The sequence below is a fragment of the Candidatus Thermoplasmatota archaeon genome, from assembly GCA_018814355.1.
In the GTDB taxonomy this organism is placed as follows: domain Archaea; phylum Thermoplasmatota; class Thermoplasmata; order UBA10834; family UBA10834; genus COMBO-56-21.
The window spans coordinates 1-23,039 of sequence record JAHIZT010000121.1; the positions used below are offsets into that span (position 1 = coordinate 1).

12 protein-coding genes and 1 tRNA gene are annotated in these 23,039 nt (G+C 56.4%); 7 read left to right on the forward strand and 6 right to left on the reverse strand.

The window, feature by feature from the left end; all coding sequences use genetic code 11:
- Together KJ653_09000 and KJ653_09005 are read left to right on the forward strand one after the other, a co-directional pair.
- The coding region (locus KJ653_09000; GenBank protein ID MBU0685965.1) for a GNAT family N-acetyltransferase at positions 1–1,867 on the forward strand (1,867 nt) is incomplete at its 5' end.
- Between the two features lie 49 nt (positions 1,868–1,916).
- Positions 1,917–2,756 (forward strand): deoxyribonuclease IV, encoded by an 840-nt coding sequence (locus KJ653_09005; GenBank protein ID MBU0685966.1) that lies wholly within the window; start codon positions 1,917–1,919, stop codon positions 2,754–2,756.
- Here the strand turns inward: KJ653_09005 and KJ653_09010 are convergent.
- Positions 2,746–4,659: an NFACT family protein gene (locus tag KJ653_09010; GenBank protein ID MBU0685967.1), complete on the reverse strand. Its 1,914-nt coding sequence runs from the start codon at positions 4,657–4,659 to the stop codon at positions 2,746–2,748. The genes KJ653_09005 and KJ653_09010 overlap by 11 nt on opposite strands.
- A 409-nt stretch (positions 4,660–5,068) precedes the next feature.
- On the opposite strand from KJ653_09010, the gene KJ653_09015 reads away from it, so the two are divergent.
- From KJ653_09015 to ftsZ, 3 genes are all read left to right on the forward strand, one after another.
- Positions 5,069–5,338, forward strand: a complete 270-nt coding sequence (locus KJ653_09015; GenBank protein MBU0685968.1) for a hypothetical protein — start codon at positions 5,069–5,071, stop codon at positions 5,336–5,338.
- Between the two features lie 53 nt (positions 5,339–5,391).
- Positions 5,392–5,463 (forward strand) — tRNA-Thr (locus KJ653_09020).
- Positions 5,464–5,660: 197 nt separating this feature from the next.
- Complete coding sequence (ftsZ, locus tag KJ653_09025; protein ID MBU0685969.1) at positions 5,661–6,839, forward strand: cell division protein FtsZ; 1,179 nt, start codon at positions 5,661–5,663, stop codon at positions 6,837–6,839.
- A 14-nt stretch (positions 6,840–6,853) separates the two neighbouring features.
- Here the strand turns inward: ftsZ and feoB are convergent, their stop codons facing one another.
- From feoB to KJ653_09050, 5 genes are all read right to left on the reverse strand, one after another.
- Positions 6,854–8,758, reverse strand: coding sequence for a ferrous iron transport protein B (gene feoB / locus KJ653_09030; protein ID MBU0685970.1), 1,905 nt, complete (start codon positions 8,756–8,758; stop codon positions 6,854–6,856).
- A gap of 13 nt (positions 8,759–8,771) precedes the next feature.
- Complete coding sequence (locus KJ653_09035; protein MBU0685971.1) at positions 8,772–9,440, reverse strand: metal-dependent transcriptional regulator; 669 nt, start codon at positions 9,438–9,440, stop codon at positions 8,772–8,774.
- A 61-nt stretch (positions 9,441–9,501) separates the two neighbouring features.
- Positions 9,502–9,642, reverse strand: a complete 141-nt coding sequence (locus tag KJ653_09040; protein MBU0685972.1) for a hypothetical protein — start codon at positions 9,640–9,642, stop codon at positions 9,502–9,504.
- Between the two features lie 114 nt (positions 9,643–9,756).
- Entirely contained in the window at positions 9,757–10,965 is a 1,209-nt protein-coding gene (locus tag KJ653_09045) for a radical SAM protein (protein MBU0685973.1), read from the reverse strand.
- Positions 10,966–10,971: 6 nt separating this feature from the next.
- Positions 10,972–11,931: a prenyltransferase gene (locus KJ653_09050; protein ID MBU0685974.1), complete on the reverse strand. Its 960-nt coding sequence runs from the start codon at positions 11,929–11,931 to the stop codon at positions 10,972–10,974.
- A gap of 209 nt (positions 11,932–12,140) precedes the next feature.
- On the opposite strand from KJ653_09050, the gene KJ653_09055 reads away from it, so the two are divergent.
- Together KJ653_09055 and KJ653_09060 are read left to right on the forward strand one after the other, a co-directional pair.
- The gene (locus KJ653_09055) at positions 12,141–21,611 is read left to right on the forward strand and encodes a PQQ-binding-like beta-propeller repeat protein (protein ID MBU0685975.1); all 9,471 of its coding nucleotides are present in this window, start codon (positions 12,141–12,143) and stop codon (positions 21,609–21,611) included.
- A 678-nt stretch (positions 21,612–22,289) separates the two neighbouring features.
- Positions 22,290–23,039, forward strand: a 750-nt coding sequence (locus KJ653_09060; GenBank protein MBU0685976.1) for a radical SAM protein, incomplete at its 3' end; no start/stop codon positions are given.

Sequence of the window (23,039 nt, forward strand, 5' to 3'; positions counted from 1 at the left end):
CGGCTCCACCCATACCGTGTACCAGCGAAAGCGAGAGCCCACTGTATGGCAGGCGAGCGAGGTCCTCTACAACTCGGGTACCACCTACCCGTACCCCGAGGTCTCCAATTACTCGCTCCTGCGTGTAGCGCGGGAGTCGGGGGGCAGCCACGTTGTTTCCGTTACCTCGGGTGCGGACACAAGGATCATGCACATCATGACCCTCGGGGTCGCTCCCTATACAGAGGAGAAATTCACAGATCAGTTCAGGCACAACGCGTTCTTCATAGGCACCAACACGAGGCAGGCAGTAGCGGAGGGCAGGGCCGACTACACACCTGTGTTCCTTTCGGAGATCCCAGCGCTCTTCAGAACCGGTCAGGCTCCTGTCGATGTCGCTCTGATTCAAGTGTCTCCCCCTGACAAGCATGGGTTCTGCAGCTACGGCGTCTCGACCGATGTTGTCAAGTCCGCCTCAGAAGCTGCGACGAAAGTCATTGCGGAGATAAACCCGAGGATGCCCCGCGCGCTTGGAGACTGTTTCATCAAAATGGACGATATCGACATCGCGGTCCCGGTTGATGTTCCATTGCTGTATTCTGTCAGGGAACGTGCGGATGATGTTGCCAGACGGATAGGTCGGAACATCGCGAGCCTGATCGAGGACGGCTCGACCCTGCAAATGGGCATAGGGACGATTCCCGATTCGGTCCTGCACTATCTCACCGACAAGAAGGACCTCGGGATCCACACTGAGATGTTCTCCGACGGATTCATGGAGCTGGTCGACAAGGGCGTCATTAACAACTCCAGGAAGACATTGCACCAAGGGAAGACCGTAGCGTCATTCTGCATCGGGACTCAGAGGCTCTATGACTATATCGACAACAATCCATCAGTGGAGTTCCACCCTACAGAGTACACAAACGACCCCTTCGTCGTGTGCAAGAACGACAACATGTGTGCGATTAATTCAGCAATCGAGGTCGACCTCTCAGGCCAGGTATGCGCCGACTCGCTCGGCGCGATGTTCTACTCAGGCATCGGTGGCCAGCTTGATTTCTTCAGAGGAGCTGCAAGGTCCAAAGGCGGCAAGCCCATAATCGCAATGCCCTCAACGGCAAAGAACGACACTATATCGAGGATATCTGTGAACCTGAAGGAAGGCGCAGGCGTCGTCACAACGAGGGGCGATGTCCACTATGTCGTCACTGAGTGGGGCGTCGCATACCTGCACGGCAAGAACATACGGGAGCGCGCGATGGCGCTCATCGGGATAGCCCACCCCAAGTTCAGGAAGAAGCTTCTCGAAGGTGCGAAGAAACTGAACTACATCTACAAGGACCAGATCCTCAGTCCAGAGGAGTCCGTTTATCCAGAGGACCTCGAGACCGTCATGACGACCAAGGACGGCGCTGAACTCTTTGTCAGGCCGGTTAGGCCGACAGACGAGGAGATGCTCAGCGACATGTTCTACGATTTGAGCGATCAGACGATCATCAACAGGTTCTTCAGCATGCTGAAGTCGATGCCTCACAGGAAGCTTCAGCAGTTCTGCTGCATTGACTATCAGGGGGTGATGTCATTGGTGGCGATCGCGGGTTCAGGTCCGAGTCAGAAGGTCGTGGGCCTGGGCAGCTATTACCTCAGCCCCGCGACGCATAGGGCTGAAATCGCATTCCTGGTCGCGGACGCCTGGCAGGGCAAAGGCATCGGCACATACATGATGCAGGCCCTCGTCAAGATTGCCCGGGCGAAGAACATCAAAGGTCTAACAGCGGAGGTCATGCGCGACAACGTTGCGATGATTGCCCTCATGCACAAGAGCGGCGTGACGCCGAAATCCACTCCGGTAGACGGATCATATCTGTTCGTGATGGACTTCTAGCAAGATTATCTACCCGGTCGCGGATTATGGGCCGGGGACATCTACATTGATGCTGGGGGCCCACATCTCTATTGGCGGGGGCGTTGGCGAGGCGCCCGAACGAGGACGAAAGCTCACATGCGACTGCATGCAGATCTTCTCCAAGAACCAGATGCAGTGGAAGTCCAAACCGATCGACCTTGATGAGGCTGAGCGGTTTAAGCAGAATTCTGAGGAGTTTGGGATCAAGGAGACGGTGATCCATGACTCCTATCTCATCAACCTGGGAAGCCCCGACAAGGCTTTGCTGAAGCAATCGAGAGAGTCCTTCCTAGACGAGATGGTAAGGGCGAGACATCTTGGAATTCGTTACCTCATATTCCATCCCGGAGCTCACATGGGTGCGGGCGATCAGGCCGGAATGAAGAAAGTCGCCGAATCACTGAACTGGGCCCGCTCCGAGTTCGGTTCGGGCGATGTACAGCTCCTCCTGGAGATTACTGCTGGCCAGGGTAGCCTGCTCGGATATTCCTTCGACCAGTTGAAGCGGATCATCGACCTTCAGACGGACCCGAAGAATGTGGGAGTATGCTTCGACACCTGTCACGCATACGCTGCGGGGTACGACATCAAGACGAAGGGAGGATATGAGAGAACCTTCGAGCTGTTCGATGAGACGCTCGGTATCGAATTCATCAAGGTCATGCACCTCAATGATTCCAAAGGCAAGCAGGGATCTCACCTGGACAGACACGAGCAGATTGGCAAAGGCTTCATCGGTCTTGAGGGTTTTGGGAACTTCATGAACGACAGAAGGTTCGAGGACATACCGATGGTGCTCGAAACGCCGCTCGGGGACAAGGGGTACAAGAAGGAGCTCAAGATCCTTAGGTCCTTGATCAAGAAATGACGAGACCCGCCTGCTCAGCGACCTTCACGTCGCCAGGAGGCATTATGCTCTGGATCTCCTCTATTGGCACGTTGAAAATCTCTGCAAGCTGCTTCGAGAATGAGTTTCTCTCCCTTTCCCCCGGCCTGATTACCGCGAACCTATTGCTGTGTGCTCTGATCGCGCTCTCGGGGGCGCACATGACCTTCCTGTGACCTTCAAACTCGATCTCGCCGATTCCCAGCTTGATCTCTAGTTTACCAGAGTAGTTCCTCTTACCGCGGATCACAAACGCACCCTTGGCTAGATACTCTCCTGTCTGAGGCGTCTTGCTCACCTGCTCCGGTAGGACCCAGTACCCGGCAGCCGAGCCGATCTTGGCATTCCATGCCTTTGATGTCGCAACTGCGAACTCGCAGGCTTCGAAAAGTGTCTTGTCCGTCACGCCTTCTTTCATCTTCACGACCACGCTGGGCGCCCCGTGGACATCGGCGTGGGCATATCTGTCGCCGGGCTCTAGGTGCTTCTTGACAAGCATGTCGTTGCTCTTCGCATCCTTGCCTCCCAGCACGATTGCCCCTTCGCTGGAGACGAACCACCTGAACCTCTCGAACCAGAACTTCTTAGTCGGTTCACGCGTCGCCCTTGCTGGCTCCTCCGCCTTCGCTATCCCTCTCTCCTGTTCCGAGATCTCTTTCTTTGCGGTCTCCAAAGCGGCAATAACGCCCTCGAGCTTCTTGCGCGCCCGCTTTGCTCCTTCGTAGTATCTCTGGGCGTTCGATTGCACGCTTCCTTTGACATCAAGCTCCAGCTCGATGTTCTTCACACGGACTTTGAGAAGGCTCAGTCTTGGATTGAATCCGATGAAACCAGAAATCTCCGTCATGTCCTTCGATTCGAGCATGTTGTCCTTCGCCTCGGAAAGGACCTTTGCCACCTCTGCATAGCTCGTGAACACGAAGTCTCCAGTAATCTGCGTCTCCCTGGCCTCATCTTGGAGCGTCCTCGCGGCGGCCTTCTGCTGCGCTAGTTTCCTCTTCAGCCTATCGAGTTCAAGGACGGTCTCCTTCGGTTTTTCCTTCTTGGTCTTTGGCACCCTTGGTTTGTAGCTCTCGATCGCCTCAGAGAAAGTGGCGAACTCCTCATGGTCCAGTCGTTCGTAGATTTTCATCCTGACTGGCACGACGTCCTCGACGATACCGCCCTTCGACACCACGAATCCCTTTCTCGACGAGGCTATCTCCTCGGTGAATGAGGCAATCGTTCTCAGTATGTTCTCGGCGTCTTCGAGCGTCGCCTCTCCGGTTCTCTTCAACCGGTCCATGCCTGCTCTGCTGCAGATCTCCTCGCTGTACCTGCCGCCAGTGTTCAGTTTGGTTGCCAGTGTCCTGACCATGTCCGTGTCCGAGTTCCTGAAGATGTCCAGGAGCTCTTCGCGTGTCAGCCGGGCCGGGTCGGGCACGGGCGGAGGGAACATGAATTCCTTCTTCGCCCTCACATCCCGGTGTTTCCATGTATGAGTCGTGAGGGGTTGGACGATGACCCGGTCCTTGATCAGAATGATGTTCCCGTCTGCGAACATCTCCAGGACAAGGTCGAACTTCTCCTCTTTCTCAAGGGACATGACCGCGATCCTGTCAAAACCCTGCTGTCTGATGTCCAGGATCCTCGCATTGGATATCCTCTTCCTGAGCATCATCGCGAAGTTCGAGGGCTGCTGTGGCATGTCCTGCGCTTTGTTGGATCGATAGAGCCACTTTCCGATCCAGAAATGAACATATGATTTTCCCTCGCCAGGCAGCCTTATGGCTAGCACAAGATGGTCCAAGGTCGGGTGATAGACCTTGTCTATGTGGCCTCCGACCAGAGCCCGAAGCTCCTTGACTGATGCGGTGACATCAAAGCTACTTTCCGATTCCTTCATTGCACGAAGAATCCCATGTGTCGGTAATAAAGGATGCGAATGGCCCTTCCCAGCCTAAGTCGCGACAGCTGGCAGGACCGGAAAAAGCTACTTATCTCGAATGTCCATATGGCTGGTGCGGGGTGTGAGCTGTGGACATTGAGAGGAGCCTTCTTTGGGCGGGCGCTGCGACTATCACGGCTTTGATTCTCGTTGCGCTGTCTCTCTCCCTTGCATGGTATCATGTCGACTATACGGAGAAAGAGATCAGATATCGGACTCCCAAACGTTCTACCAGAGGACTGGCGGAATAGAGGACTTCTCCGCTCGTCAGACTTGGCTGACTTTCGGCTGGCTCCTCCTAATGTCGTGGTTTGTCAATGCCAGGACTCCTTCTATCTTTCTTAGTTGGGTCCTTTTTGCGCTTGCTGTGACGACCTTCGCGCACTTCACAGCGTACATCTGGGTCGCGGTTTCGAATTCGATTGACGCGCCCGTGCATGGTATCTTCGGTAGGCAATTCGAATTGGGTGCTGGTTACTGGGACTATGGTCCGGGAAGCGGTTGGGTGGTCCTCCTGATGGCGACGGTTCTTCAGGTCGTGGGCTCGGTGGTCCTGATGGCCAAAGGATTCTCGATAGATAGGAAGGAAGCAGATATGGAGCCTCCGACCGTGGGGGACGGTCCATTCGTGGATTGACCGGAGAAGCTTTTAATACGCAGGTCAAGATGCCTTGCGCCAGACATCAGCAAGCCACTGTGGCTTAGAGGTATAGCGACGCCTTGGTAAGGCGTAGGTCGAGGGTTCGATTCCCTCCAGTGGCTCTTTTCTTTCTCTTCCCCGGGCGCTGCTTCCAACTCCTTCCAAACATCGGCCCTCTCTTGACAGGGTTCGTATACGAGTGACGAAGTGCTGGCGCGCGGGCAGGAGCACATGTCCGGGTGTGTGTGCGCGCGTGGCCGTCCCTCTCCCTCCGCGTTCATTATATAGTATGTAGTCACACGTATGATTGGGATGCACTATGCCGGACAGTTTGATAAAGAGTGCTCTCAGCGGAGCTTCCGCGGGGAATACATCTAGCGAGCCACAGCCTGAGCAGCAGAGAACAGCAGATGACATGGAGATCGAGAAGATCGCTAGCCAGCTCGATGTCTGCATCAAACTTGTCGGATGCGGAGGTGCTGGATGCAACACGGTGAACCGATGCATCGAAGACGGTTTGTCAGGCATCCAGATGCTTGCGATAAATACTGATGCGAAGCATCTGCTCACGGTCAAGTCACCAAAGAAGATACTCATAGGGAAGGTAACCACCCGCGGCCTAGGCGCTGGCGCCAGGCCAGAGATCGGCGAAAGGGCCGCGATGGAGAACGAGTTGGACATCAAAGAGTGGTTAAAGGGCTCCCAGATAGTCTTCATAACAGCCGGCATGGGCGGTGGCACAGGCACCAGCAGCTCATTCGTAGTCGGCAGGGTCTCGAAGGAGTCGCGGGCGTTGACGATAGGGGTCGTCACATTGCCATTCAGATCCGAAGGTGAGCTGAGGATGGAGAACGCCATGGCAGGGCTGTCTAAGCTCGCCAAGGTGTGCGACACGACCATAGTGATTCCGAACGACACACTGATCGAACTGGTTCCAAACTTGCCGATCCAGGCAGCGTTCAAGGTCGCGGACGAGCTTCTGCTTCAGACAATCAAGGGTCTCACGGATATGCTGACGCATGCCGGTCTTGTCAATGTCGACTACGCCGATTTGAACACCATACTGAACGAAGGCGGTGTCTCACTGATCGGTGTTGGCGATGCAGCTGGGAAGCCCATGGAGAGGATCGAGGACGCGGTCGAGGAGGCCCTCAACTCCCCGCTTCTTGGGAAGATCGATCTCAAGGACGCAAGAGGCGCTTTGATCAGGGTGGTCGGCGGTCCTGACATGAACATCGAAGAGGCTGCGAAGGCAGCTGAGATTATAACTGACAGGATCAAGCCGGAGGCGAGGCTCATCTGGGGCTGCTCGGTCGAGCCCGAGATGGCTGGCAAGGTCAAGATAATGCTCATAGTCACGGGCGCGCGATCCCAGTACGTCATGCTCAGGGACGGAGACCTCCCGATTATCGAGCGGACGGTCGAGGATTACAGGGGCAACGTGAACGTTCCACCATCCATACACCAAGATGAGGATCTAGGGCTGTTCGTACGTTGAATCCATAGCTGCCGCTAGAGCCCTAGCAATAGGTTGGCTACCGCTCCCATCACTAGAGCGAGAGACATAGAGGCAGCTGCAACCATCAGCGTGCTCTTGACCCCGAACTCCTTCAACATCACAGCGAAGGCCGCGAGGCATGGCATGAACACCGCCATGACGAGCGCGAAGACGAACATCTGCCGGTCGGCCAGGACAAGAGATAGGTCGCTGGTCCCCTGCAGTACGATGAGCATCTGCAAAGCCATCTCCTTTCTCAGAATCCCGAACACGAGCGCGACTGCCGTGAAAGCCGGCAGCCCAAGGACGGTCATCATGAACGGCTCTGCGGGCTGCAGGATCTTCTGAAGAATGTCGAGCGCCATCAGTATCTCCAGGACGATGCTGCCTGCGAGAAGGAGCGGGAACGCGATGGTCAGGAACTCCTTCAGTCGGATGTAGGTCTTGACAACGGTCTGCTTCGCGGACGGCCACCTCATGTCCGGGATCTCGACACACATGCCGCTGGGCTCGAACTTGATCGTGCGGTGAAGGAACAGGCCGAGGACCATCAGTGTCCCCATCAGTATGAGGTATATCAGAAGCGCCCAGTGGGCTCCCGCGAACTTCCCGACGGAGCCGACTATTATCGCGGTCTGAGCGGAACACGGGACTGCGATTGTTATCAGGACTGCAAGGATGAGCCTCTCCCTCCTGGATCCCATTGTCCTCGTGGCCAGTATCGCAGGCACATTGCACCCGAAACCTACGACCATGGGGATGACGGCCCTTCCGTGCAGGCCGAGTCTGTGCATGACCCCGTCAAGCAGGGAAACCACGCGGACCAGATATCCACTGTCCTCTAGGACCGACAGCATGACATAGAACACCAAGATGTACGGGATCACCAGAGCGAGCATGGCCTCGATGCTTAGGGACACCCCTTCGGTGATTCCAGAAGCGATGTCGTTGTCCATCCCTGAGGCCAGGTCGTGGAAGTAGGCTCTTCCAGTGTGCTCATAAGCTCCCACGAGCACGCCCTCGATGAATCCGCCACCAAACACGAGCGTGATGAAGACCAGAGCCAGGACGCCGATGAGTATCGGCAGTCCCGTGGCCGGCCTCAGCGTCAAGTCGGTCGCGAGGCTCTTCTTCTTTCTCGATGTCGCCGCGGTTCCGATTACCTCTTCAGCAATGCGACCGGCCTCTCCGAACCTATCCCTCTGGATGTGTACGACGATGTCCTCCCCATGGCTATCGATGAACTCCTCCCGCAATCGGCGGGCGAAGGCTGCCACCTCTGGGGAGGCCCTTGAGACAACGTTAGAATCTCCTGCGAGCAGTCTCACGGCTACCGCTCTCAAAGGAGACTCCCATTCGTCCTCTCTAAGCTCTCTCTCGAGCTGGGCGATCATCGACTCGATGTGCGAGTCGTATCTGACCTTGAACTTGCTTTTTCGACGCATCTGGACCGCGGTGTAGAGAAGCGAATCGACCCCATCGCCCTTCGTGGCAACCGTTGGAATGACGGGCATCATGAGGATGCGCTCGAGTCGCTCAACATCTATTGCTAGCTTGCTCTTGCGGACAATGTCGTACATGTTCAGGGCGGCGACCACGTTGTACCCGGACTCTATCAGCTCGAAGAGAAAGACGAGATTGCGTTCGAGCCTGGTCGCGTCGAGAACGGCTATGACGGTGTCGGGCCGATGCTCATACAACAGCTTCGTGGCAACACGTTCTTCGTGTGTGTTCCCGGCAAGTGAGTAGGTTCCGGGGAGGTCGACCACGGTCACGGTCATGTCCATGAACTTGGCCTTGCCCTCCTCGTACTCAATCGTCGTGCCAGGGTAGTTTGCGCTTACAACACCAACGCCAGTGAGTTTGCTGAAGATGAGGCTCTTCCCTACATTGGGGTTCCCGGCAAGGGCGATTTCCAAGAGTTCTGCCTCCTCAGCTGGCTCTGATCACGTGAAGCACGTCCCCTCTGTCGCGCGCAATCGCGACTTTCGTGCCTTTTATGCTAACGATTATGGGCCCGCCCATAGGGACTCTCTTCTCTACGGTGAGCTCAGAACCGGGGACGAACCCCATCGAGAGCATCGAGCAAAGTTCATCCTGATCTCTAGATACGAGGTGCGAGACAACCGCCTTCTCCCCCTCTTCGACCTGAGACAGAGGGACATCCTTGCTTGTGCACTTGTCACAGGTTATTGCCTTCTCGCACCTGGGTATCTTCTTCCCATCAGGACACTCTGCAGGATGGTGCATCATTCTGCACAGGTTGTGTTCTGCCTCGTCTGTGAGCACATGCTCCATCTTGCACGCCTGCTCGTGGGTCGACCGTCCGGTTATTCCGACGAAATCTGCCAAGAACCGTTCTAGGAGCCTATGCTTCCTCAGGACCTTGGTTGCTATCCTCCGGCCCTTGGGTTTGAGCGCTACGCCTTTGTACGGTATGTGCTTGACATGTCCCAGCTCTGAGAGCTTGTGCAACATCTCCGTGACGCTGGCCGGAGCGACATCCAAAGCCGAGGCGATGTCCGTGGTCTTCGCGGTGCCTCCTTCCTCGGTCAGTTTGTATATGATCTTCAGGTACTGTTCCGTGACTTCGGCGACCATCGTCAACGAGTTAGGTCTACCTAAACTATAAACGTTTCTCCATGTTCCTGTCCCGCGAATCTTACTTTCTCTTCGAATCGAGATACTTCTTGAAAGGATAGGTCTTCAGCTTTATAGCCGTCTCCCCCACGGGCGGGTACTCCTCGTTGTACTCCCTCTTGGCCAATGCTAGTGCCTTCTTGTCGAGGCCCACCGCTTTCATCCCATAGGTCTGTACGAGCCATGTATCGAAATCAAACCTCAATCTATCACCGGGCACATACGGGCAGTCATCGACCTTAAAACTAGCCCCGAAAGGCGAGAAAAGGTTTCTGGCTCAATGCCGTATGCCTGACCGCTCGTCGGCATCGAGAGAGCACATGTGGTCCTCGGCAAACAGGTCACCGGTCCTTCCGAACGCCCTGGCACGGCAGCCGCCGCACATCTCTCTTTGGGAGCAGTCGTGGCAGATGCCCTTCAGGTTATCTCGGTTCCTCAGATCCTTGAAGAGATCAGAGTCATCCCAGATCTGCTCCGGCGTCTTTTCTCTCAGGTTCCCTCCGCTTAGAGGGACAAATGCGCAAGGCCAGACATCTCCGTTCGGCTTGATGTAGAACATGCCGTTGCCGCATATGCACCCCCTCAGGACATTGCTCCTCCTCCCGGAATTCCTCTGGACGTTGTGCAGAGCCCAATACTCCGGAAGTCCGACAGGCGCAATGACAGGGTGGATGTTCTTCTGCAGCCTGCCCGCGAGGAGTATCTCCTCGCGGAACTCCTCCACGCTCAACTCCAGCTCCGAACTCTCGAGCCCCCTCCCCGATGGGATGAATTGGTAGAGCAGTATCACATGAGCCCTCAGGTCGTCCGCGAAACTGATTATGTCCGGGAGCTCGTCCTTGTTGATCTTCGACGCTGTGATGTTTATCTGGATGTACATTCCCTCGGCCGCGGCGTTCGCAATTCCTTCCTTAGCGAGCTTAAGAGCCCCCTCCTTCTTGCGGAAAGAATCATGGACTTCGTCCTTTGTAGAGTCGATGCTGGCCGCGATGCCGAGTGTGCCCGCCTTCTTGAGTCGCTCGGCGACTGTGGCCGTGATGAGAGTAGCGTTGGTCGCGATGATCGGATAGAATCCCCGCCTCTTCGCGTGCGCGATCAGTTCGAATAGATCCTCACGAACTAGTGGCTCCCCCCCTGAGAAGATCAGGCTCTTGAAGTCTGAGACTTGGGACAAGGGGTCAATGACTCTGGTTTTCCCCTCCTCTGTCGTCAGCTCATCCGCGCAGTCGACTTTGCCCGCGCGCGCGTGACAGTGATCACACTCCAAGTTACATGTCGCCGTCACTTCCCACACTGGGTGCACGGGGTATCCGAAGCACCCCACCCCTTGGCAGCCAGCTGCTATCTGGAAGATCTTGTTCGCCTGCGTCGTCCACCAGGGGAGCTTGGTCCAGCCAGTGAGCCTTCTGATCAGCAGGGCGCTCTTCAACTGCTTCAAGAGGAGCGATGGAGGGTCGTAGAAAGGTTTGACAGTCTTATCGTTCAATCGATGTCACCACAGTAGGACGACAGGTATGAACAATAGTGATGACAGCAGGTTCACGAAAAGGGTTGCGCCTGAGATATTCATCTGCGACTTCGGGACCGCATATCCGCCCCTGAGCGTCTGTACAACTGCGATAACGGACAAAATGAGAACCGGCAACCCCATCACTGCAATCCAGTAGCTGATCCCGACGAGCACGCTGGCAACCATCATAGGATATATCAGGACCATTGCTGCAACGTATACCATGGACCCTCTCTTCAGCCCGAGGCGCACTATTAGGTTCTTCTTGTTGACGGCCTTGTCCGCGTCATAGTCAGGGAACTCGTTCGCAACTATCACGCAGAAGATGCTCAATGATGCCGGTATCGCCACGAGAATCATGTTCGTCTCAAAGATGCCAGAGACCAGGTAGTACCCACTCGTCAAAGCCAGGACCCCATAGCATCCGCTTATGGTTATCTCTCCAATGCCCTGGTATGCCAACTGTATCGGTGGGTGCGAATAGAAAACGCCACAGAAAGCTCCGAACAATGCGAGCGGCAGAAGCAGCGGATAATCCTCAAAATAGAACAGCAGATAGAGCGCTGCAATCACGACGAGGATCACCACGGCTGAGAGGCCTGCCACCTTTGCGACAGGCCTGTCTACCATGTTGTCTGGCAGCGCCCTGCTTCCGCCCGAGAATGCGATGTAACTCCTGTTGATGACATCGCCCTCATAATCGAAGTACTCGTTGAAGTAGTAGGTCGCCAGCATGATGAACACTACCCCCGCGATAGACATCCAGATCAGTCCCCATTCTGGGTGGAATCCCCCGCCGAGAGCGATTACAATGCCAGTTACCAGTGCAGCCAGACCGGGTGACAGGAACGGGATCCTTGAAAGAACCAAGAACCCCTTCACTGAGCTCGCCTCCTCCCTTGTTTCTTTCGGCGCCCGGTCCATTTCGTTCTTCGGTTGCATCAGGGACATGCATGCGGTCTTTGTTTAAAACACTTTTTCCGCCATTGTTCGAACGCTCTCACCTGCATGGGGGAAAACTGCTCTACTTCAGAACGCATTGGAGTGAGCCAGCCCCGAGGTATCCATCATATCCATTATTATAGCGTAGATGAGTTCCTTTGCCGGGAGACGAGACGGCTGTGGAAATCGAGCCATTTCATAGGGATAGCATGAGCCCACGGGCCGTTGCGCTGCTGCTTTGCATAGTGATGGTGTCATCGGCGATCCCGCTGTTTTCCATTATGGTGACACGCGGGACTCACGACGCAATCCTGATTGCACCTATTCATGACGATGCCAATGACTTCGCAAGGTACATCCACGTGAACAATTTCAGGTTTGATCCGTTGGTGGAATCGCCCAACGTACCCGATTGGCTGTCCTATGGATCTCTGGATTCCGGCGTTGAGACGTATTACATAGTCCAGTTCAACGGACCTGTGACCGAGCAGATGAAACAAGATCTTGGTTCAACAGGAATGCATGTGCTCTACTACATCAACTACAACGCGTTCATCGTGGCGACGGATGGAAAGGCTCTGGACAAGGCGAAAACACTTGCCAGCTTCAGGTGGGCTGGGGTATTCGAGCCCGCATACAAGCTCAGTCCGCGCTTGTCGGATTCCTACGAGCAGATGCTCTCCCGTGCGGTCGAGCGAAACATGAAGGGTGCGCCCGGTACGATGAATTCCTCCTCTTCAGGAGCGTCCTTCGACGTCTTCTCCAGATCATTAGACGCTTCCCCACCAGGGTTCGGCGCTGATGACAGGTCATCGACAGAGAGGATGTCGAATCCGTACCAGGACATGTCTTTGCCTGAAGAGACGATCTCGGATCCAAGAATAGACGTGCTGGTCACGACCTTCGAAAAGTCCTGGGTAGACTATGTCGCGAGGGCCGTGTCTGAATTGGGCGGCTCTGAGATTGTCTATTCGTACAAGTCCTGGGGCACCGTCAGAGCGACAATCGACAAGGATGATCTCACACAGCTCGCCAGAGTGCCTGGCGTGATGTGGATTGACAGGCAGACCGATGCGCATGTCTTCAACGACATTGCCCGATGGGTTATCCAGAGCGCGGACACGGTGGACTTCGTGACCCCAATTCACGAGCAAGGGATCTGGGGTACCGGCCAAACAGTGACGGTGGGCGACACTGGAATTGACTATGATCACGACGCTTTTAGTGATCCGTCTATCGTCACCCCGGACCCGAACCACAGGAAGGTCACGGACTACTACGTTCCACCTGGAGCTTTGGGAGACAGTGTGGACAACGGAATCAACCATGGATCACATGTTTCAGGAACCGTCGCGGGTGACGACGGCACATGGCACGTCTACGACGGTGATCCACGCGGCTTGAACGGAACAGTGGGTCCGCATGACGGCCAAGCCTTCGACGCCAAGCTCCAAGTCCAGGACCTCTCCCAGGACGGTTATGTCGTGGGCACGCCGGCGGATATGCACGACCTGTTTCAGCCTGCTCTGGACAGGGGTTCTTACATTCACACCAACAGCTGGGGCGATTCGGGTAACGACTACATTACTGAGGCGTCTCAGACCGACGATTTCCTCTGGGACAACCAGGACTTCATAGTCCTCTTCGCCGCGGGCAACTCTGGCTCTGGCCTGGGCTCGATCAGCCCATATGCCGCCGCCAAGAACGTCATCGGCGTGGGCGCGACCGAGAACGGCATGCGCATGCAGACCGTGGCCGGCTTCAGCAGCAGAGGTCCCACCGCCGATGGCCGCTTGAAGCCCGACGTCATGGCGCCCGGGAGCGGCACATGGTCAGTGCGCGGCATGGATCCGAGGACGACGCTCAACAACTATTGGCAGCTCAGCGGCACAAGCATGGCAACACCAACGGTCGCGGGCGCTGCGACGCTCGTCCGCCAATACTACATGGACGGGTTCTATCCAACGGGGACGAAACAGCCCGGCAACGGTTTTGTCCCATCCGCTGCCCTAGTGAAGGCCACCTTGATCAACAGTGCCTCGGAGATGACTGGGACAGGCGCGTACGCCAACGACGAGTTGAAGTACCCCAACGACAACCAGGGTTGGGGCCGAGTGCTCCTTGACGACGCCCTCTTCTTCCAGAACGATCTCAGAGGCGTAGTAGTCGATGACGAGAGGGTCGGGCTCGCTACTGGCGGCTCCGCGAGCTACGAGATGGCCATCGGTGACTCATCGATGCCGGTCGAGGTCACGCTCGTCTGGACGGACTATCCTGGGCTACCGATGTCCTCCCCTGCCCTCGTGAACGACCTCAATCTCGTTGTGACCTCCCCTGGCGGGACCATCTACCGGGGGAACGTGTATCAGGGATACAACCCAGGCGAGTCGACCCCCAATCCGGCCTTGTCCCTATCCGATCATCTGAACAATGTCGAGAGCGTCCTCGTGGTGACGAACCCCCAGGTCGGCCTGTGGACGGTCTCTGTCTCCGGCTCGAATGTCCCAATGGGACCACAGCCATATGCCCTGGTCATTTCTGGCGAAATTGTAACCAACAAGGGCGCTGTGAGCCTCGATAAGAACTTCTACAAGTCCTCGGCGACGGTAAGTGTCCGGACCGTGGACATGGATCTCAACTCAGATCCACTCTCAATCGAGACGGTCACCGTGAACCTGTCCAGTTCGACCGAGACAGTTCCAGAGGTCCTAACGCTCACTGAGACCGGACCCGGTACGGCCATCTTCGCAGGTATCATCCAGTTACAGAACTATGCGATCCCGATCCAAGGGGACGGGCTCCTTCAGGTTCAGAACGGAGACGACATCACCGCTGAGTATTTCGACGATGATGATGGGCTTGGTGGGAGCGGTCCGACCTATGACCGTGCCGTGGTCGACGACGATCCGCCCGTGATATCAGGCGTGGAGGTCATCAACATCAGGTTCAACCGTGCGACCGTTGTCTGGACCACAGACGAGAACTCTAGTTCACTCACAAGGTACGGTGACTCGACCCCCCCCGGTTCGTCTGAATCCGATTCCCGGCTCTCTACTAGCCACCAGTTGATGCTCAGAAATCTCGATGAGAGCACGACTTATCGCTTCGCTGTCGAATCGACCGACGAGGCTGGCAATCTTGCCTCAGATGACAACGGCAGCGATTACTATGAGTTCACAACGACTGTGAGCCCCCCTGCACCCGTCTCGAGCTACGAATGGCCGACGTTCCACAACAACATGGCCCGCGTGGGTGTGTCACCGCGCGCATTCTCGCCCCCGATCGAGATGCGGTGGAACTCAACTGAGAACCACGCCTCCCGATACTCATCGCCGATCATGGCTGACGGGATGCTGTTCTCCACGACTCTGGACGGCTACATCAGGGCAAGGGACGCCTACACCGGAGATCTCCTGTGGCAGAAGGGTCTGGGCGATATGAACATGTTCACGGGCATACCAACCGTCGCCGACGGGATTGTCTATACTACCTTCTATGAAGAGCCGTTCAACCGCACCGGTGGGACGGTCTACGCGCTCGATGAGTTCACGGGCGATGTCATCTGGTCCGTAGGGCCAGAGTCAGGCATCGATTTCAATGCTCGGATATCTATGGCCGATTCGGGCGATTTGGTCTTCGGCGCTGCATGGTCCGGTGAGGTATTTGCCATGAACGCTCGGACCGGTGCGATAGAATGGACCTATCAGACTGGAGACACCCCCTTCAGCGGTCCTGCCGTTGACGGCAGTCAGGTGATAATAGGGACCCTCTACAGTCCGCGAATCATCAGCCTGGACGAGTACACGGGCAGCCTCCTCTGGGAACAGGTGGTCGATAGCTGGGTCACCTCTGCACCCATGGTGTCCGCCGGCCTCGTCTATGTCGGCACATACGATGGGACGCTGTATTGCCTCAACAAGTGGTCGGGAAGCGTAGTCTGGCAGGTCGGAGGCTTCGGACCGTTCTTCTACTCCACGCCTGCGACTGACGGTGCATCTCTATACTTTTCCACCGGGTCCGGCATATGCTATGCGGTCGACGCCTTCAACGGATCGATCCTGTGGAATGTGTCCATCGGCATTAGCGGTTCCGGATCGCTCGCGTATGCTAGCGGATATCTCTACTTGGGATCATACGACGGGGCACTGTTGGTCCTCGATGCATTCGACGGGTCCGTGCTTGATTCGGAACCTATCGGCGACTTCGAGATCACTTCCAGCCCGTCCGTTTCCGACGGCTGGGTGTGGATCGAGAACTCCTACGGCGAAGTATACGCCTTCATGGGTCAGATCCCCGTGGGGCTTGTTATCAGACCGACCTCTCAGACAAAGGACGTAGTCCCGTCGTCCGTGGTGGATTACACAATCGGTGTCACGAACACGGGCTTGTCCGGGCCTGACACCTTCGACACCCTTGTGACTCCGGGCGCCCTAGGTTGGACCACCGAGCTGTTCAAGGCAGACGGTTTCACGCCCCTGCCCGATACGGACAGCGACTTGGTCCCTGATACTGGGCCGATCGGAACTGGTAACACGGCCACGGTGGTCGTCCGGGTCACAATTCCTGCGAGCGTGAATGCAGGTGACAGGGAGTCTGCCGGTGTGAATTTCAGGTCCAGCATTAACCTCGCGGTTGACAAGGACGCGAAGATAGTCAGCCTGGTACCTCCTCCAGGCGTTGAAATTGGACCGAATGCCTACTTCACGGCAAGCTCAGGCGCTGTCAGGACCGCCTGGATGAACGTCACGAATACTGGAGCATTCGGTGACACCATCGACATGACTGCTCTGCCCCATATCGGCTGGAATTACACGCTTTTGTCTCAGGACGGAGTCACGCCTCTACCAGACACGGACACGGACGGCGTTCCGGACACGGGCCCGATATCAGGTCTTGGCCATGTGACTATCAGTGTCAAGATCGAAGCGCCGTCTGCAATTCTCCCGGGTACGTATGAAAAGACCGTGGTCACTGGGACATCGTCTCTAGACGTCAATGTGACGGGCTCGAACTTCGTCGTGCTCGAACCCGTTAGCATCCCGAGCAACGATTGGCCAACCTTCCATAACGGCAACGAGCGCCATGGAATGTCACCGAGCCTGACCACCCCGCCTCTGGATCAGCAATGGGTAGCCGGTCCTTACCTCGAGGACGACTGGTCAGGACCTGTGTTCGCAGACGGGATATTGTTCTCGACCACGATGGACGGCTACATACGCGCCAACGATCCGTACACTGGTCAGTTGCTATGGTCCAAGCTTCTTGGAGACGAATACTACTACACGGGGACGCCTGCCGTCAAGGACGGAATCGTCTACATCACATTTGGCGGAGATAGCGGAGGCTCTCTGTACGCCCTGGATGAGCGCACAGGAGACACGGTCTGGTCCTTCGGCTCGGAGAGAGGGATGTACCTGAACGCGCGAACGCCTATAGCGACCTCCGCCGGGCTCGTGTTCGGTTCCGCATGGTATGGCGAGGTGTTCGCGGTAGATGCGAACGACGGCTCCGAGGTCTGGAGGTACCAAACAGGGGATTTCTGGCCGAGCGGAGTTGCTATCAGCGAAGGGTCAGTCTACTTCAGCACAGATGATGGCAACGCGTTCGCCCTGGATGAGTTCACGGGCCAGCGGCTATGGTCATGCTCGCTGGATGGCGAAGCCGTGTCTGCTCCCATGTACGCTGACGGTATGGTGTATGTCGGTACAGGAGGAGGGTCGATGTACGCGCTGGATTCTGCAAGCGGAGACGTGGTGTGGCAGCGCAATGTCGGAGAAGTCCTGTTCTCCACGCCGGCATATGACGGCTCTGCGATATACTTCGGCACTGAGAACGGCTCCTTCATGGCGCTCAACGCATCGACCGGCTCCACGCTCTGGTCGGTCATTGTTGGCTCGTATGTCGAGAGTTCCGTTGCTTATGCGAACGGATACGTTTTCGGCACAGCTGCGACTGGAGTTCTCTATACTCTTGCCGCATCGAACGGCGACATAGTCGACGCAGAGGTCCTTATCGCCAATAGATCGACCTCCAGCCCAGCGGTGTCCAACGGCTGGGTCTGGGTTCAGGATTGGGACGGATATCTATACGGCTTCAAAGGCGTGCCCCCCGTCGGAGTCGAGGTAGAACCCCAGCACCAGGAGATGATGGCTATTCTGGACTCGACGGTCGCCTTCACAGTCACCGTGAGGAACATCGGCTCCTCAGGCACCGATACTTTCGACGTGACGCTCAGCCAGGGACCGAAGGGATGGCCTGTTGCCGTGGTCTCCTCGGACGGAATCACTCCGTTGCCGGACACGGACAGTGACGGGTTCCCGGATACCGGGCCGCTCGGATATCAGAACGAGATTCGCATAGTTGCGAAGGTCTCTGTCCCAGCCGGCGTCGTCCCCGGAGATCAGGAGATCTCGTTGGTTACGTTCACGTCTAGCAAAGACGCCAATTTCTCAGCAAACGGGACGCTGATCACAGTGACACCGCCGCCGGGCTTGATAATCGGACGGGGCGGGTACAAGGCATCCTCTCCTAGCAGCACGGAGTACTTCGCGACGAACGTGACGAACACTGGGGCTGGCCTGGACGTTATTGACCTGAGCCACGCTGCGACTTCTGCATGGCTGGTCATGCTGCTCGAGTCGGATGGGGTCACGCCCCTCGTGGACAACGACTGGGACGGTGTGCCGGATACTGGCGTCCTCGGCGGGCTCGTGTCGTACCCTATTGTGGTAGCTGTTTCCGTTCCAGAGAGCACTCCACCGGATTCATACATCACAGTGACTCTCCGAGCAACCTCCACGGTCGACCCTACCCAAACAGCATCCGCGAAGTTCAGGCTGGATGTCCTGGGATTGTTTTCGCTCGAGTGGCCCACCTACCAGCACGATGCGGCCAGAACGGGAAGCGCGCCTCAACCGTACGATTTGCCGCTGACCTGGCTATGGACGTACGATGGGAGGGGAGGAGACTCCTGGGACGCCTCCCCGATCGTGGCTGGAGGAGTGGTTTACTACACATCGACCTCAGGCGACGTCATGGCAGTCGATGGCGGAACTGGTGAAGAGATGTGGGTCACAAATATCGGACTCGATTGGTACACGAGTTACCTTACATACTCCGAGGGGAAGGTGTTCGTTGGCTACACAGACTATGCTACATGGGCCGGCCTTTTCAGCGCACTGGACGCCGAGACAGGTATGGTGCTTTGGACGTTCTCACCCAGTGGCTCCGTTTTGTATGGAACTCCTGTGACCAAAGCCGGCGTCGTGTATTTCTGCACAAACTCAGGCTTGACGTACGCTCTTGATGCCGCCACCGGCGACGAGCTTTGGGAATATGCTGTCTCGGGAACGGTCTATTGGGGGCCGAGCATCATCGACGGAATACTTGTGATAGGAGACAGAGGATACTTGGATGGAACCTACATGAATGGAACCATCACAGCACTTGATCTGGACGGAAACTATCTCTGGAGTCTAACCTATCCCGCAGCAGCCTTTTCCGGCTGGCCCAGCGCGGCCAGCGGTGGCGACGGCAAGATATTCTTCACCGGCGAACCAGGCTATGTCTATGCGATCGATTCCGGAGCTGGGAATCCTCTCTGGACCAGCGACACGATATGCCGGTTTGGCGATTCCGCCCCTGTATACGGCGACGGAGCGATCTTCATAGCGGATGTAGCGGACAACATATACGCGCTGGATGCGGAGACAGGTGACGAACTATGGTACTTCTACTCGCCGCTTCCTATTAGCTCCCCGGCCATCCTGAACAACGGCACCGTCTATCAGGTTACAAATAGCGGATACCTCTGGATGTTGGACGCGGCCACAGGCGAGCGTATCGACTTGATGATGTTGTCCGTCCACGATATATACAGCGCCATGGCTATGGCGAACGGCGCTCTCTATGTCGTCGATATTACGGGCGCGCTGTCCGCCTTCGGGTTTGCCGGCTCGGGCGAGGTTGCGAGCATCGAGGTGATGCCAGTGAGCGCCGTGGTCCCAGTTGGCGGGTTCCAGATTTTCGACGCCGTCGCGAAGAACAGGTACGGTTGTGCCATCCTAGGACAGGAGTTCACGTGGACGATTGTTTCGGGGACCGGTTCACTGATGCTCTTGGACGATGCTGGTGAATCGATTATGTTCGTTGCGGGAGCGAATTCTGGCACGACCGTCCTGCGAGTTTCCATTGGGGAGATTTCGACGCAGGTGCAGGTAGTCGTGCCGCCGGGCGATGTCCGGGAAATACTCGTTTCGCCATCTGAAGCATCGGTTACGGTTGGCTCAACGATGCAGTTCACCGCCACCGCCTACGACGCGTTCGGGAATGAAGTTACCGGACTGAGCATGATTTGGACGAGCACTATGGGCAATATTGATTCATCGGGGTTACTGGACGCTGGTAGCGGATCTGGCGCGGGGATTGTGACAGCATCTCTAGGCTCCGTTCTGGGAGAGGCGACAATCCATGTCCTGCCAGGTCCTTTGGACCACATTTCTGTCACTCCGAACAGCCTCTCCGTAGTTGCAGGTGGCGTGTCCACGATCTCCCTCGTCGGAGAAGATCTCTATGGGAACGAGGTCGCTGGGATGACATACATGTGGTCGTCCACTCTGGGCGAAGTTCATGTTTTGGGAGGGACCGATGAGGCGATCTTCCAGGCAGGGACTGTCGCGGGCTCGGGGAGCATCAACGTGAGCTGTGGTAGCGTGAGCACCGTGATATCAGTCGTTGTTATCCCAGGAGCCCTCGACAGCCTGGTGATTGCTCCGTCCACAGCGGCGGTCTTTGTCGACGAGGTCACACAGTTCACGGTCTCCGGATTCGACGTCTATGGCAACGTTATCTCCGGCCTGACGATCTCTTACACCGTTTTGGGTGGCATCGGATCGGTCAACAGCGCCGGCGTATTCACAGCGGGCACAGCGACCGGGGCCGGAAAAGTCATCGCGATCTCTGGCGATGACTTCGCAGAGGCGTCCGTGACTGTTGGCCACGGCCCGTTGGACCGGATAGCAGTCTTCTCGACGAGCACGGTGACCCTGCCGGCTGGGAGTGTGGTGGTCCTGAACGCTGTTGGCTACGACGCTCACGGCAACACGGTCAGTGATTTGACCTTCACCTGGAGTGCGGACAAAGGGTCGATGATCTTCATGAGCGGGACCTCGGAAGTCGTCTATCAGGCAGGGACATCTGTTGGGTCCAGGACTGTCACGGCCTCCTACGGTTCCGTCCACGGAAGCATGAGCCTTTCCGTAGTGCCAGGTCCTCTGACCACACTTGTTGTCGACCCAGCCGCACTCGTGGCCCACTCGGGCGACTCCGTGAACCTCACGGTGAGGGGATACGATGCTTACGGCAATCCGATCCCCAACCTGGAGTTCTCGTGGGCCATCTCCTCGACCTCGTCTATCAACGACGCAATCGGCACGCTGACGGCGCATACGGACACCAGGACCGTCACCCTAGCCACAGGCAAGGGAGCCACGGGGACGATTACCGTTACATGCGGCGACAAATCGGCCGTCGTGAGCGTGACGGTCAACGAATCGCCTAGCGCCCTTACCAAGGCCGCGCCAACTCTCGCGCTAGCAGCCATGATCGCCGTGATCGCGCTGGCAGTGCTGTTGGTCCTGATGTTGCTGGGCAAGCTCCGGACGGTCGGAAAGAAGGAATGACCAGGGCAAACGGTCATTCCTGTAAACTTCTTCTTTTATGATTTCTTCCGCCAAAACCCAATACTCAGGAATCGTGTGGCTTCGCGGCAATCGCGCGATCTACCTGATGACGGCGAGGTGGGCCCAACCGGGCCTGCACCTGTTGCGAGCCAGATATTCTATCTCGGATTTCAATTCCTGTGAGACAATGCAGGGCCAGTTCTCAAAACCCTTTAACTTTTTTCTCAATCCCGGATTATGGCCCGGGGTCTGAGGGTGATTGAAGCTGGAGGCTATACTTACCGATATGAAATGACTGGGGTTCGAAATCCATTTTATTACTGGAAGAAAAGGGGTCGCCTTTCCTTCCTCTATGTTGAAGAGGCACTGGCAGTTCCTTCCAAATCGCCTTTCATTCTTGGTTGATCTTTGCAGCAGTAGAAATGATGGAGACGAACGACAACGCGGGTTTTGTCTCAGGACTGGATGAGGAGAAGAGAATCCAAGACCCGGCCCACTCTCACAAGCAGCCCGTAAGGTGTTGCTCGACAGAGTCGATTCTCTCAGGGCATCGACCGCTCCCCGAACGGTAACCGCCCATGATTGCAAGCACAAGGCAAATAAGGAACAAGGTATCTCGGAGGCTTCTGGCCCATACGCCAACAGTCGCCTTTGGATAATGAAGCAGAGGAGGATCGAATGGCTCGATGCAGATACCTTGAGCTAAAGGCAGAACTCCTGGTAGAGGGAATAAGAGCCATGCCGGAGGCTCTCCAAGAGGTTGGGAAGAAATACAAGGAGCAGAACCACGGTCTTTTCGGCTGGGACTTTGAAGAGCATGTTGGTTTGGTTCTGCCTGACGATTTCCTCCTCCCCGACGGAACAGTCGTCCAGTTCAGGATGAATAGCCGTTCGCCATACCATGTCTCCAAGGACGGAGATAACCTGGTCCTGTCCAGCAGGGACGAGGAACTTTGCAAGGTCAGATGGATACCGAGGCCGGAATACTACACCAGAACGACGAGCAGTGGCCAAAGAATGGCAAGAGTCGGGCAGATCGGAGGAGAGGACTGCCTGTTCTTCTGCTATCAGAACTACTGCAGCCACTTCAGCAAGGGAGAGGAGTGTCTGTTCTGCAATCTCGTCTCAACCGCTGAGACTTATGGCTCTCTGAGAAAGAAGGACATCAATGACATGGGCGAGGTCGCCAAGGTCGCGTTCTCCGAAGGACAGGTGAGGCATGTCCTGCTCACGGGAGGGTGCTTCAGCCACCAGAAGGAGATCGCGCTCGTCACGGAGATTCTCGAATCCATCAGGATGCATACGGGTCTTGACCGCATCCCAGGAACAATCCTACCATCGCCGGCGAGAGGACTGGAGGAGATCAACGGATACTACAACGCCGGGATAGATGCATTGGGTTTCAGCATGGAGATCTGGGACGAGAAG